Source organism: Ramlibacter sp., from assembly GCF_036383835.1.
Taxonomy (GTDB): domain Bacteria; phylum Pseudomonadota; class Gammaproteobacteria; order Burkholderiales; family Burkholderiaceae_C; genus Ramlibacter.
Genome location: NZ_DASVNN010000108.1, coordinates 1 through 15,137 on the forward strand (window position 1 = coordinate 1; position 15,137 = coordinate 15,137).

General features: G+C 67.8%; 5 protein-coding genes. 4 read left to right on the plus strand and 1 reads right to left on the minus strand.

Annotated features, from left to right (window positions below; translation table 11 throughout):
* On the minus strand, positions 1–9,281 hold a 9,281-nt coding region (locus VF522_RS17065; protein WP_330909497.1), incomplete at its 3' end, for a peroxidase family protein.
* Between the two features lie 937 nt (positions 9,282–10,218).
* Here VF522_RS17065 and ftsH point away from each other — a divergent pair.
* From ftsH to VF522_RS17085, 4 genes are all read left to right on the plus strand, one after another.
* On the plus strand, positions 10,219–12,123 hold the full coding sequence (gene ftsH / locus VF522_RS17070) for an ATP-dependent zinc metalloprotease FtsH (protein ID WP_330909498.1): 1,905 nt from the start codon (positions 10,219–10,221) through the stop codon (positions 12,121–12,123).
* Positions 12,124–12,195: 72 nt separating this feature from the next.
* Entirely contained in the window at positions 12,196–13,047 is an 852-nt protein-coding gene (gene folP / locus VF522_RS17075; protein WP_330909499.1) for a dihydropteroate synthase, read from the plus strand.
* On the plus strand, positions 13,044–14,378 hold the full coding sequence (gene glmM, locus VF522_RS17080; protein WP_330909500.1) for a phosphoglucosamine mutase: 1,335 nt from the start codon (positions 13,044–13,046) through the stop codon (positions 14,376–14,378). Before folP ends, glmM begins: the two co-directional genes overlap by 4 nt.
* Before the next feature lie 196 nt (positions 14,379–14,574).
* A complete protein-coding gene (locus VF522_RS17085) occupies positions 14,575–15,063 on the plus strand; it encodes a hypothetical protein (protein ID WP_330909501.1) in 489 nt (162 codons plus the stop codon).
* Positions 15,064–15,137 lie beyond the last annotated feature (74 nt).

A 15,137-nucleotide genomic window follows, 5' to 3' on the forward strand; every position in this document is an offset into this window, starting at 1 on the left:
TCGTTGCCGCTGCCGCCGGTGACGTTCTCGACGCCCACCACCGAGTTGAAGCCCGAGGCGGTCGACGTGCCCAGGTCCACCGTGACGGCGTCCGTGCTGCCTGCGTAGCTGAGGGTGTCGACGCCGGCTCCCAGGTCGGCCGTGACGATCTCGACGCCCGTCATCGTGCCGCCGCCGACGCCGGACAGCGTGGTCAAGGCGTAGGTGACGTTCAGCGTTTCGCCGCCCGCCGTCCCGGTGATCGTCAGGGTGTCGAGGCCCAGCCCGCCGTCCACGGCATCGGCGCCGTCCCCGATCGCATAGGCGATGGTGTCGTTCCCCGCCGCCGCGTTGATCACGTCGTTGTCGAGCCCGCCGGAGAGGGTGTCGTCCTCGCCGCGGCCGTTCAGCGTGTCCGCACCGGCACCGCCGGAAATGATGTCCTGCCCCTGCGTTCCGTCGAGCGTCTGGGACGCCGCATTGGCCGGGATGACGTCGCCGGTCACGACCGTGGCGAGCGACGTCACGACGGAAGCATTGCCCAGGCCGTCGGTATAGCTCGCGATGACCTGCAGCGCCCGATTGACCTGGCCGGCGCCCGGCGTGAAGTTCTGGTTGGTCGCGCCGGCGATGTTGGTGAAGGGGCCGCCGCCGCCGAGCGCGCCCTGCTGCCACTGGTAGCCGATGGCCGACACGATCCCATCGAGATCGCTGACGATCGCGCCGAGGGTCTGGGTTTCCGTCGGGGTGGTGTCGGAGATCGTCACGCCGTCCGCGCCCGCCGCCGCGACTGCGGCCGTCGGCGCCGAGAACACGGTCTCCAGCACGCCGTTCGCGTCCTGGTAGATCGCCTTCACCCGCAGGCGCAGGCCTTCTTCGGCCGATCCCGGCGTGAAGGCCGTTCCGCTGGCGATCAGGTCGCCGATGCCGGTGGGCCTGACGATGTCCTCGAAGATGCCGCTGCCCGGACGCAGTTCGACCTGCCACACGTAGCTGATCAGGCCGGTGATCGCGCCCGACGGATTGGCCAGGCTGATGTTGTCGTCGTCGGTCACGCCTGCGGCGGACACGGTGAGCTGCCGCGCGGCGACCGGGGTGTCGTCGCTGATCGTCAGCAATCCGAACGGCTCGTTCTCGATGGCGCCCGGAGTGAACGACGTGTCGGCGAACTGCAGCCGTTCGATGTTGGTCAGGCGGTCGGTGCCGTCCACGCCGCCTCCCGGCGTGAGGATGGTGCCGTCGACGTCGATCAGGTTGTGCGTGACGACGATCACGCCGGTGGTGTCGTCGATCGCGATGGTGTACTCGGCCAGGGTGCCGGAGAACACCGCCGTGTCGAAGTTGAATCCACCGCTGCCCGGCAGGATCTCGCGCACGATCACGAGTTGTCCCGGATTGATCGTCCCGGCGAACACCGCGTCGACCAGTTCGCTCATGGTGTCGGCGCTGCCGATCTCGAGGCCGGTTCCGTCCGGGTTCGCGCGCACGCTGATGCGCACGTTCAGGTGGCGATCGCCGTCGATGAGATCGTTGCCGCCGCGGCCTTCGATGATGTCGCTGCCGTCCCCGCCCAGGATGATGTTGCCGGCGCTGAACGAGGTCAGCGGGGTGGGCGATCCCAGGTTGACGAAGGCCTGCAGCCCCTGGATCAGCCCGAAGTTGGTCAGCACGCTGCCCGTGAAGCCCGACGTGGGAATGGTGAGCGCATCGGCGTCGTCACCCAGCAGGAGGTCCGAGAACCCGGAGCCCGACAGGCCTTCCACGGACTCGAAGCGGGCCAGGGTCGATGCGACCGACAGGGGCACCGCCGTCTCGTTGAACGCGCGCAGGTTCAGGTCGGCGGTGGCTCCGCCCGTGGGGTTGTCGAAGGAGGCCCAGTCGAAACCGGAGTTGCCGATGTAGCGATCGAGCTGGCCGCCGTTGCCGACCATGATGTCGTCGCCGCCTTCGCCCAGCATCCGGTCGGAGACGCTGTCGCCCATGAAGACGTCGTTGCCGACGATGGCGTCGAGGCCGCGCGTGTCGAAGTTCTCGCCGGCGCTGCCGTCGGCCATGCCCTGCTCGATCCAGTCGTCGCCCTCGTTGCCGAAGGCCATCTCGGCGCCCGGCGAACCCAGGATGAAGTCGTTGCCCGCGCCGCCGAAGGACTCCGCCTCGTCCTTGTCGTTGACGATGAAGTCGTTGCCGAAGCCGCCCAGGATCAGGTCGATGCCCTGGCCGCCGTTGATGGCGTCGTTGCCGTCGCCGCCCTGCAGGTTATCGTCGCCGCCGATGTCGGTGATGATGTCGTCGCCGGCGCCGCCGAAGATCATGTCGTTGCCGTAGCCGCCTTCGAGCTGGTCGCGGCCGCCGTCGCCGTACAGCGAGTCGTCCCCTTCGCTGGAGATGATCACGTCGGCGAGGGCCGTGCCTCCCAGCACGACGTGCTGGTCGCCGGTGTATTGCAGGTGGTTCGTGTCCACGCCGGGCGTCTGCGGGTTGTCGCGGATCACGTCCCCCGCCGGGTCGTCACGGCCGCTGAGGCCCAGGCCCGTGAGCTGCCGGGTCGGATCCACTTCGAGGGTGAATCCCGGCGTCGAGAAGACGTCGCCGGGCAGGTGCGTGGCGTCGGTGTTCGCCGAAATCAGCTTGGCGAAGGTATTGTTCTCGAGCTCCGTCAGGAAGTTGAGGCCGGCGGTGCGTTCCAGGTAGTAGAAGCGGTCGCCGTTCTGCAGCTTCTCCATCTGGTTCTCGAACACGTAGTTGAACGTCGAACCGAGCAGGCCGCCGAAAGGCATCTGCTCCTCGGCGAGGCCGCCGATCCACAGGTCGATCCCGTTGACGCCGGTGATCGCCGCCGGCCCGTTCAGGAACGCCAGGCGATCCGCGGGGACCGCCGTGGTCGGCTCGTCGCCGGTGGCGGGCAGGCCGTCGAGGCCGTTCGCGCCGTAGACCAGGGCGTACGCTGCCGCGCGGCGGGCCTCGAGCGTCGTGGCGCCGGTGACGGTCGAATGCGTGCCATAAGCCGCCACGAAGTTCACCAGCGACTCCTCGTGCTTCAGGTGTCCGGCGAAGTCGGACCAGCTCGCGTAAGGCTTGAGCTGGCTGTCGCCGGTCCACTCGAAGAACTGGGCGCGGGCCTGGTTCAGGGTCGGCACGCCGGTATCGCGGCCGCGCGCGATGTTGATGGCCGGCAGGTCGAGCGGCAGGCCCAGCAGGTTGTTGCGCAGCGCCTCGGTGACGAACTCGTCGATCTCGTTGCCCGCCTGCCGGGTCACGCCGCGCACGATGGCGCCGGCCGACTGCGCGTCGGTGCCCGCGGTCGCGGAGTATTCGAGCGGGTTGAGGAACGCGGCGATCAGGCCGAGCTGCTGGCTGTCGCCGTTGACCAGGTTCAGGTTCGGGTCGTAGCGGTCGACGGTTTCCGTCAGCATCGAATGGCCGAAGCGATACACCACGTGGGCGAACTCGGCCACGATGGCCGGGTCGATCGTGGAGTCGTAGCCCTGGCCTTCCTGCAGGAAGACGTCGACCTGCGGCTGCACCTTGCGGGCGAACTCCTCGAACACCAGGTGCTGGTACTGCATCTCGGTGCCGAAGCGCGCCGCCTGGAACAGGCGCTCGCCGTTCCAGGAGCCGTCCGCGTCATGCCACTGGGCAATGAAGGCCGGGTCGTTGGACGCGAGGATCACGTTCTTGATGTGGTCGACCAGGCGGTTGTGTTCCGCATGGAAGATGAAGTGCACCGTGGTCAGGCCGATGTTCTCGTTGCCGCGGCCGTCACCCGTGATGAAGTGCGCGTCCAGCAGTTCGTCGTCGTACTGGCCCGCCACCGGCGTGCCGCCGGCGCCGGCGTCGGCATCGGCCGTCAGGACCTGGCCGGTCGGCGAGACCGGCGAGGCGGTGTGGGCGATGTCGGCCAGGAAGGGATGGCCCGTCCGCGCGGCGATCGCACCGCCGGGGAGGGCGTTCAGGTCGAGGCCGCCCGCCACGCCTTCGACCAGTCCCAGGTTGGTGACGACCTGCGCGAAGCCGTTCAGGCCGGGGATGAACTTGCCGTAGGCGTCGGTCGCCAGGAGCGGCACGTTCAGGACGTCCATGTCCGTGAGCTGGATGCCCAGGTACTGCGCCGCATGGGCCTTCACTTCGGCCCAGTTGCCGATGCCGCCTTCGGCGCCATCGAGCAGGCGGCCCGTCGCCACGGTGCGCCCCGCGGTGTTGGTCTCGTACTCGCGCAGGAAGACCTGGTGCGACGAATGCGACGTGTAGGTCTGGTTCTGGTCGACGAAGGGCGTCGTCTGGTTGTTGTGGAAATGAACGTCGTCGGCGGTGTTCAGGATGCCGTCGGCCCCCGCCTGCGTTGCGATGCTGGTCGGGCTGTTGGTGGCGCGCGTGACGACCATGAAGCGCTGGCTCGCCGCCAGGTCGTCGCCGTTGCCGAAGATGCCGTCGGCGCCGGCGACCAGCGGATCGTCCGCTTCCAGCGGGATGAAGACGGTGCCGTTGCCGCCCTTGTCGACCAGGTCGAGGCCGTGGTCGAAGAACTGGCCGAAGAAGGTGAACCAGGCGTTGAAGGGCGCGCTGAGCCCGGCGTCCGGCGCCGTGTTGGGGATGAAGAAGACGTCGCGGTCGTCGGCGGTGCCGAAGATGCCGTCCATGCCCGGACTGGTGATCGGGGTGGCGCCGCCATTCGCTGCGACCGCCGCCGCATTGCCGGCGGTCTGGTCGGAGATCAGGTTGGAGATGATGCGCGGGTCGTTGTCGGCCACGTTGGTCGTCGTGGCGTAGTTGTTGTTGGTGACCAGGCCGCCGGGCGCCGGGCCGTTCGCATCGAAGCTGTCGCCGTCCGCGTCGTTGCGGAACACCTGGTCCAGCAGGAAGGGGAAGTCCTGGTCGGCGGAGCCGAAGGTCGTCTGGCCGGGCACCAGGTTGTTGAGGGTGCCGTCCACCGTGCGCAGCCCGAAGGGCAGCCGCGAGTTGGGCAGCAGGGACGACAGGTCCCGGCTGGGCGTCCCGTAGGCTCCCGAATTCGATTCGCCGATCAGGATCTGGTCGAGGATGAACTGCAGGTCGGCCCGGATCAGGTGGATGCCGGCGCTGTTGACCGGGGTTTCGGCCGGGATCGGTGCCGGCGCAGCGACCGGGATCACGCCGGCGACCGGCGCGGTGGGCGCCGAGTAGACGTTTTCGAGCACCCCATGGGCGTCCTCGTACATGGCGTGCACGCGCAGCGCCAGTCCCTGGAGGTCGGCCGTCACCTGCAGGGTGTTGCCCTTGGAGGTCTCGGGATTGGCGCCGCCGAGCGCCACGATGTCCTGGAACAGGCCGGAACCGGGCAGGGTCTCGACCTGCCAGACGTACGAGATCGGCCCCGTGACCGTGCCCAACGCGTTGGTCAGGCTGATGTTGTCCCCATCGGTGATGCCTGCGGCCGAAGCCGTCAGCACCTGGTTGACCGCCGGCGTGCCGCTGTCGAGCGTCAGGAGGCCGACCGGCTCCGCGTTGAGTCCCGGCGCCAGCACCTGCGCCTGGTCGTTGAACTGCAGCCGCTCGATGTTCCTGAGCGTGTCGATGCCGTCGATGCCGACGCCGACGATGGCGCCGGTCCCGTCCAGCAGGTTGTGGGTGACCGTCGTCACGCCCGTCGCTGCGTTCGTCACGACCGTGTATTCGGCGCGGTTGCCGGAGAACAGGGCGGTGTCGAAGTCGGCTTCGGCCGTGAGGATCTCGCGCACGATCTGCAACTGGCCGGGGTTGATGGCCCCGGACAGCATGTCGGGCACCAGTTCCGTCAGGCTTTCGACGCTGCGGATTTCCGGCCCCGTGCCATTCGCGTTGGCGCGCACGCTGACGCGCACGTTGATCCAGCGGTCGCCGTCGATCAGGTCGTCGCCGCCTCGGCCTTCGAGGACGTCGCTGCCGCCGCCGCCGAGGAGGATGTTGCCGCTGTTGAACGAGGTCACGCCTGCGCCGAGCAGCGCTTGCAGGTTGGCGTAGAGGTTGACGTTGGTCAGGGTGCCGTCCAGGGCGTCGCCCGTGGCGATGGCCGCCACATCCTCGTTGTTGCCCCGCAGGAAGTCGTTGTGGGCGGACCCGGACAGGCCCTCGACTTCGGTGTAGCGGTCCAGGACGCCCTGGTTCGACGCCGTGACCGGCGGTTCGATGCGATCGCTGATCAACAGGTCGGCCTTGACGCCCAGGGGGTCGGCCTCGTAGCTCGCCCAGTCGAAGCCGCCGCCGCCGCCGAAGTGGTCCTCGCCGTCGGAGAACACCATGATGTCGTCGCCGCCCTCGCCGTCGACCTCGTCGAAGCCGCCGCCGGTGATGAAGACGTCATGCCCGATGACCGTGCTGGCTTCCGCCGGGTCGAAGTTGTCGCCGCCGGCGCCGTCGGAGGTGCCGATCTCGATCCAGTCGTCGCCTTCGTTGCCGAGGGTGGGCAGGTTCATCTGGGCGCCGAGGATGAAGTCGTTGCCCTGGCCGCCGAAGGTCGTGGAGACGTCCTCGCCGGTGATGATGAAGTCGTTGCCGTCGCCGCCGAGGATCAGGTTGAGGCCGTTGCCGCCCTGGATCACGTCGTTGCCGCCGTTGCCCTTGAGCGTGTCGTCGCCGCCCTGGTCGGTGACGATGTCGTCGCCGTCGCCGGCTTCGATGTTGTCGTTGCCGAACCCGCCTTCGATGCGATCGTTGCCGCCATCGCCCCAGATCGTGTCGTCACCCTCGCTGGCGATCAGCGTGTCGTTGCCGGCAGTGCCGCCGAGGACCACGTGATCCGGGCCGGTGTAGTGCAGGTAGTTCGCATCCGCCGCCGGCGTGCTGGGATCGTCCCGGATGACGAGCGGCACGAGGGCGGATCCTCCCTCGGTCGGGTCGTCCCGTCCGAGAGCGCCCAGGCCGGTGAATTGCCGCAACGGGTCCGCTTCGAGGATCCACGCCGGCGTCGAGAAGATGTCGGCGGGCAGGTGGGTCGTGTCGGTGTTCAGCATCACCAGCTTGGCGAACGAGTTGTTCTCCATCTCGGTGAGGAAGTTCAGCCCGGCCAGCCGCGACAGGTAATAGAAGCGGTCGCCGTTCTGCAGCGACTCCAGTTGTGTTTCGAACACGAACGCGAAGGTCGAACCCAGCATGCCGCCGAAGGGCATGGTGCGTTCGGCCAGCCCGCCGATCCACAGGTCGATGGCGTCCACGCCCGTGGTCGTGACGCCGCCGGCGAGGTTGGCATAGGCGCCGGTGCTGTTCAGGAAAGCGATGCGGTCGTCGTCGGCGATCGTCAGGATCCGCTCGGTGAGCGTGCCCGCATTGATGGTCACGGGCCCGCCGAGGACCAGGGCGACCGCCACGGCACGCCGGTCGGCGACCGTGTCCACGTCGGCGACCGAGAACTCGGCGTGCGTGCCGTACGCGGCGATGAAGTTGACGACCGAGGCCTCGTGCTTCAGGTTCAGCGCCAGGTCCGCCCAGCTCGTGTAGGCCTTGAGCTGGCTGTCGCCCGTCATCTGGTAGAACTCGCGCCGCGCCTCGTTGAGCGTGGGGATGCCCGTGTCGCGGCCGCGTGCGATGTTGATGGCGGCCAGGTCCAGCGGCAGGCCCAGCAGCGTGTTGCGCACGGCGCCGGTCACGAACTCGTCGATCTCGTTGCCGACCTGGCGGGTCATGCCGCGCACGATGGCGCCGGCGGCGGCTTCGGGAGAGAGCGTGTTGTCGTTGTTGAACGCGACCGGGTTGAGGAAGGCATCGAGCAGCGGCATGCCGGTCGACGCGAAGTTCGGATCCAGCCGGTCCACCGACTCGGTCAGCATCGAATGGCCCAGGCGGTACACCGCGTGCGCGAACTCGCCGAAGATCGCCGGGTTGATGGTGGCGTCGTAGCCGGTGGGCGCCAGGAATTCGTCGATGGTGGGGTGCAGCTTGCGCGCGAACTCCTCGAACACCAGGTGCTGGTACTGCATCTCGGTCGCGAAGCGGGCGGCCTGGAACAGGCGCTCGCCGTTCCACTCGAGCTCCTGCACGCCGTTGGTCTGGTCGGAACCGGGCAGCAGCCACGAGCCGATGAAGTCGGCGTCGCCGCTCGCCAGGATCGTGGCCTTGATGGCGTCGACCTGGCGGTTGTGCTCCGAGTGGAAGATGTGGTGCACCGACGTCAGGGCGATGTTCTCGTTGCCGCGGCCGTCGCCGGTGATGAAGTGGCGGTCGAGGAGCTCGTCGTCGTACTCGCCCGCGGCCGGCGTGCCGCCGACGATGCCGTCGGCATCCGCCGTCAGCGGCGCACCGCTGGACGAAATGGGCTTGGCCGTGTGCGCGATGTCGTCGAGGAAGGCATGGCCGGTGCGCATCCCGAGGGTGCCGTCGATGGGGCTGCCCGGCGTGCCGGACTGCAGCACCGGCGGCGGGCCGGCGTCGACCACGACCTGCGCGAACCCGGTCACCGGGTCGGGAATGAACTTGCCGTACTGGTCGGTCGCCAGCAGCGGCAGGTTCAGGATGTCCATGTCGTCCAGCTCGATGCCGAGCATGGTCCGGGCCTGTTCCTTGATGTCGGCCCAGGTCGCCAGGCCGCCGTCGGCATGGTCGAGCAGACCGCCGGTGGCGACCGGCTTGCCGCTGGCGTCGAGCACGTACTCGCGCAGGAAGACCTGGTGCGAGGGATGCGAGGTATAGGTCTGGTTCTGGTCGACGAAGGGCGTGGTCTGGTTGGTCGCGCTGCCGTCGGTGCCGCGCGTCACGCGCGAAACCACCATGAAGTTCGTCGGGCTGCCCGGCACGAACAGCGGGTCGTCCTCCTGCAGGGGGATCATCACGATCTCGGTGGCGCTCTTGTTGACCAGGTCGAGTCCGTGGTCGAAGAACTGCCCGAAGAAGGTGAACCAGGAGTTGAACGGCGCCGACAGGCCGACGTCGGGCGCGACGTTCGGGATCGTGAGCAGCGTGCCGGCGGGGATCGGGTTGCCGGCCAGGTCCAGCAAGGTGCCATCCAGGGCGAGCGTCCCCAGTCCCGCGTCGACGAAGGCCTGCACGGCCGCAGGGTTGTTGCTGGTCATGTCGGCGACCAGGTTGCTGACGATGCGCGGCCCGGGGTCGATGGCGCTGCCCGGCGTCGGGTAGGTGGGGGTGGCCGGCACCAGCGTGGGGAACGGCTGGTCGGACGAGCCGAAGTCGGACTGCCCCGTGACGAGGTTGTTATAGGAACCATCCACGGTCCGCAGCCCGAAAGGCGCGAACGCGTTCGGAACCAGCGTGCTCAGATCGGCGCCGGCGGCGTGCGCCTCCGAAATGAGGATTTGCTGGAGGATGAATTCCAGATCGGATCGAATCAGCGTGGCCATGTGTTTTCTCCTTGCAATGCGGTTCAGCGGTTTTTTGGACGGTTGGGCGGCGGCAGGCAAAGCCTGTCCCGGCCGGCCCGGAGGCAGGAAATAAGCTGGACCGTCGGGCCAGCTAGGAACTACGGAATGGGAAAAGGACCGTCAGCGCCGTCGGATGCGGCGCGGGTCTCGGGGATCGTGGGAAAAGTCGCGGCTGGGCAGGCAGCCGGAAAGGTGCTGGAGCCTGGACAAGGCAAAGGACAACGTAGGATTTCGCACGTCCACCTCCTCGGCCAGCCTTCAGGCTGGCCTCCTCGAAACGTTGCGTTCGAACCCCCCCTCCGGTGATCGCCGTGCGACGACCGGCATTCGCGCCATCGATGTATTTACATCGTTGGAGTTGGTTATAAGGAGCAAACCTAAAGTCTTCCAGTAGCAAATCAATTGGTTACAAACAGGCTGACTTCTGACAATCCCAAGGCAGTTGATTACACATTCATCAGGTTTAAAACTGATTTTCCAGGTCAATTACGGGAAATCCGTAATCCGACCCAATAGCTTGGATATTACAAATTCGGCAATTTTCGTAAATACGGATGAGTGAATCGTGGCGAATTGTTCAGTTGCGAACGACACGCCTGGATTCATTTGGTCGCGCCGTGATACTTCGGCTCGGAATAAATCGTCCGGTGTGTTTTGCGGATTTTTTTGCGGCATGTTCCGCATAGGGAATTGCGGGCCATGGCGTGCACCTTCGCCGATCGGCATGCAACATGTCGCAGCCGTTCCTGCAACGACGTGCGCGTTCCGCGAGATCACGTTGCATGCGGCTCCGTCGGACACGCGTGCGGCCCCGCCTCCTATGGAGCGCGTAGCGAAAAGTGATCGTTCCGCAGCTTGAAACCCCTAGAATGGACGCCAACTTGCCCTCGCATGGGCCTTGCCCGGAGATTCAGTTTTGAACAATCAGTGGTTTTCGAAGATCGCCGTCTGGCTGGTGATCGCACTGGTCCTCTTCACCGTCTTCAAGCAGTTCGACACGCGCGGCGCCGCCGGCGCTTCCGTGGTCGGCTACTCGGACTTCCTGGAGCAGGTGCGCAACAAGCAGATCAAGAACGCCGTGATCCAGGAAGGCCAGGGCGGTACCGAGATCGTGGCCATGACCACCGACGACCGCAAGGTGCGCACCACCGCCACCTACCTCGATCGCGGCCTGGTCGGCGACCTGATCAACAACGGCGTCAAGTTCGACGTCAAGCCGCGCGAGGAGGGCTCCCTCCTCATGACGCTGCTCGTGAGCTGGGGCCCGATGCTCCTCCTGATCGGCGTCTGGATCTACTTCATGCGCCAGATGCAGGGCGGCGGCAAGGGCGGCGCCTTCAGCTTCGGCAAGAGCAAGGCGCGCATGCTCGATGAGAGCAGCAACCAGATCACCTTCACCGACGTCGCCGGCTGCGACGAGGCGAAGGAGGAAGTGAAGGAAGTCGTCGACTTCCTGAAGGACCCGCAGAAGTTCCAGAAGCTCGGCGGCCGCATCCCGCGCGGCCTGCTGCTGGTCGGCCCCCCGGGCACCGGCAAGACGCTGCTGGCCAAGGCGATCGCCGGCGAGGCCAAGGTGCCCTTCTTCTCGATCTCCGGTTCCGACTTCGTCGAGATGTTCGTCGGCGTGGGCGCGGCCCGCGTGCGCGACATGTTCGAGAACGCGAAGAAGAACGCCCCCTGCATCATCTTCATCGACGAAATCGATGCGGTGGGCCGCCAGCGCGGCGCCGGCCTCGGCGGCGGCAACGACGAACGCGAGCAGACCCTCAACCAGATGCTGGTGGAGATGGACGGTTTCGAGACCAACCTGGGCGTGATCGTGATCGCCGCGACCAACCGCCCGGACATCCTCGATGCCGCGCTGCTGCGTCCCGGCCGCTTCGACCGCCAGGTCTACGTGACGCTGCCGGACATCCGCGGCCGCGAGCAGATCCTGAACGTGCACATGCGCAAGATCCCGATCGGCCAGGACGTGAATGCCGGCATCATCGCCCGCGGCACGCCGGGCATGTCGGGCGCGGACCTCGCCAACCTGTGCAACGAAGCCGCCCTGATGGCCGCCCGCCGCAATGCGCGCGTGGTGGAAATGCAGGACTTCGAGAAGGCCAAGGACAAGATCATCATGGGCCCGGAGCGCAAGTCCATGGTGATGCCGGAAGAGGAGCGCCGCAACACGGCGTACCACGAGTCCGGCCACGCCATCATCGGCAAGCTGCTGCCCAAGTGCGACCCGGTGCACAAGGTGACGATCATCCCGCGCGGCCGCGCGCTGGGCGTCACCATGAGCCTGCCCGAGAAGGACCGCTACAGCTACGACCGCGAGTACATGCTCAACCAGATCGCCATGCTGTTCGGCGGGCGCATCGCGGAAGAAGTGTTCATGAACCAGATGACGACGGGCGCCTCGAACGACTTCGAGCGCGCGACGCACCTGGCGCGCGACATGGTGATGCGCTACGGCATGACCGACGCCCTCGGGCCGATGGTGTACGCCGAGAACGAGGGCGAGGTGTTCCTGGGCCGCTCGGTCACCAAGACCACCAACATCTCCGAGCAGACCATGCAGAAGGTCGACCAGGAGGTGCGCCGCATCATCGACGAGCAGTACGGCCTGGCCCGCAAGCTCATCGAGGACCACAGCGACAAGATGCACGCGATGGCCAAGGCGCTGCTCGAATGGGAAACCATCGACGCCGAGCAGATCGACGACATCATGGCCGGCCGCGAGCCGCGTCCGCCCAAGGACTTCACGCCGCGCACGCCGAACTCCGGCGGCTCCGGCCCCGCGGTGGGTACCAATCCGGAACCGAACGCCGCGTAAACTACGCTGCAACCGTGCAGAAGGGGCCACTCGGCCCCTTCTTCGTTTTCACCCAGGCGCACAATCCCGGCCATGCAGTGGCAGACCACCCGCTTCGCGATCGATCTCTCCCGCCCGCGCGTGATGGGGATCGTCAACGTGACGCCGGATTCCTTTTCCGACGGCGGGCAGCACTTCGGCAGCAAGGCGGCGCTGGAGCACTGCGAGCAGCTGGTGCGCGAGGGCGCCGACATCCTGGACATCGGCGGCGAGTCGACCCGCCCGGGAATCGCCCCCGTGCCGCTGGACGAGGAGCGCACCCGGGTGATCCCCGTCGTGCGCGAGGCAGTCCGCCTGGGCGTGCCGGTCTCGGTGGACACCTACAAGCCCGAGGTGATGCGCGAGGTCCTGGACCTCGGCGCGGACATCGTCAACGACGTCTGGGCGCTGCAGCAACCCGGCGCGGTGGAGGCGGTGGCTTCGCACCCGAACTGCGGCGTATGCCTCATGCACATGCACGGCGAGCCGCGGACGATGCAGCGCGCGCCCATGCAGGGCGATGCGGTGCCGCAGGTGCTCGCGTTCCTGCGGGAGCGCACCCGCGTGCTGCGCGAGCGCGGTGTCGCCGCCGATCGCGTCACCTGGGATCCGGGCATCGGCTTCGGCAAGACGCCGGAACAGAATTTCGCGCTGCTGGCGCGCCAGCGGGAATTGCTGGCCGGCGGCTACGCGCTGCTCGCCGGCTGGTCGCGCAAGTCCTCGCTGGGGACGGCAAGCGGCGAGCCGATGGAGCGACGTATCCCCGCGAGCGTGGCGGCAGCCCTGCTGGCGGTGGACAGGGGGGCGCGCATCGTGCGGGTGCACGACGTGCGCGAGACGGTGGCAGCCCTGAAGGTATGGGGCGCCATGCAGGCGGCCGACGAGGCCGCGGAGAGAAAGACATGAGCAGGAAATACTTCGGCACCGACGGCATCCGCGGCACGGTGGGCCAGGCGCCCATCACGCCCGACTTCGTGCTGCGCCTCGCGCACGCGGTGGGCCGCGTCCTCAGGCGCACCGAGGAGCGTCCCACGGTCCTCATCGGCAAGGACACGCGCATCTCGGGCTACATGCTGGAAAGCGCGCTCGAGTCCGGCTTCAATTCCGCCGGCGTCGACGTCGTGCTGCTGGGACCCCTGCCCACGCCCGGCGTCGCCTACCTCACGCGCGCGCAGCGCGCGAGTCTCGGCGTGGTGATCAGCGCCAGCCACAACCCGTATCCGGACAACGGCATCAAGTTCTTCTCCGCGCACGGCACCAAGCTGCCGGACCAGTGGGAGATGGACGTCGAGGCGGCGCTGCAGGAGCAGCCGCAATGGGCCGACTCCGCCACGCTCGGCAAGACGCGCCGCCTCGACGACGCGGCGGGCCGCTACATCGAGTTCTGCAAGAGCACCTTCGCGCACGACCTCACCCTGAAGGGCATGCGCATCGCCGTGGACGGCGCGCACGGCGCGGCGTACCACATCGCACCCAAGGTGTTCCACGAACTGGGCGCGGAGGTCTTCTGCATCGGCTGCTCGCCCGACGGCCTGAACATCAACGACCACGTGGGTGCGACGCATCCCGATGCGCTGATCGACACGGTACGCGCCAACCGCGCCGACTTCGGCATCGCGCTGGACGGCGACGCCGACCGGCTGCAGATGGTCGACGCGAGCGGGCGCCTGTTCAACGGCGACGAGCTGCTCTACCTGATGGTGATGGATCGCATCGCGGCGGGCGAAAGCGTGCCCGGCGCGGTGGGGACCCTCATGACCAACATGGCCGTGGAGCTCGCGCTCAAGGCGCAGGACGTGGAGTTCGTGCGCGCCAAGGTCGGCGACCGCTACGTGCTGGAGGAGCTGGAGAAGCGCGGCTGGCTGCTGGGCGGCGAGGGCTCGGGCCACCTGCTCGCGCTCGACAAGCACACCACCGGCGACGGCCTGATCAGCGCGCTGCAGGTGCTCAAGGCCTGCGCCCGCAGCGGCAAGTCGCTCGCGCAGCTGCTGGAGCAGGTGACCCTGTTCCCGCAGACGCTGATCAACGTGCGCCTCGCGCCCGGGCAGGACTGGAAGAAGAACGCGAAGCTCGATGCGGAGTGCCAGGCGCTGCAGAAGGAACTGGATGGTTCCGGCCGCGTCCTGATCCGCCCGAGCGGTACCGAACCGGTGCTGCGCGTGATGGTGGAAGCGAGTGACGCGGGTGTGGCCCGACGCAGCGCGGAGCGGCTCGCCGAGGCGGTGCGCGCGGGCTGATCGCGCAAGTCCGCGCGTCGGATGTTGCGCGGCGGCAGCAGCCGCGAAATCCGGCGCCACACCGGAGCGGCGACAGGCGGTTTCGAGCAACGCATGGCCACCCGCGTGGCGGTGGCAGCCGCCCGCTCGTCGCGGACCGGCCACATAGGAATTACGGCACTGTGCAGATCGCTCGTCGCGGTTTTACATTGAACCCATGCGCCGCGCTTCCTGCATCCCGTCCCGCCTCCCGGCCTGCCTGCTGGCTGCCGGCCTGGCCGCGGCCTGCCTGCCGGCGCAATCGCAGTCGCCCTCGCCGACTTACGAATTGACCGTGCCGGCCCTGCTGGCCGAGCCCGATGCGCCCACGCGCGCCTCGATCCTGCTGTGGGGCCCGGTGCGTCTCGCCGCCTCCGGTTCCATGGGCGGCAGCGGCTTGTCGCTGGAAGCGGGCCAGAAGTGGTTCGCGCGTGCCGGCGTGGGCCGCAGCTTCGACGCGGAGTACCTGGACGTCGGCGGCGGCTATCGCTTCCCCGATGGCCAGGCGCTGTCGATGCACGTCACGCGCCAGTTCGGGCAGGAAGGCCTGGGCCTCGCCGTGCGCTACGACTGGCACCGCTCCTACCTGCGCCTGTCGTACGAGACGCCGGTTCGTGCGCTCGGCACGCCGGACCGCCTGCGGTTCTCGGCGGGCGTGCGGTTCTAGGACGATCCCGAACGCCCGCGCCGTTCGGGACCGCCCACTCCCAAGACGTCGCCGCGCGGGGGCAGGATGCGGAT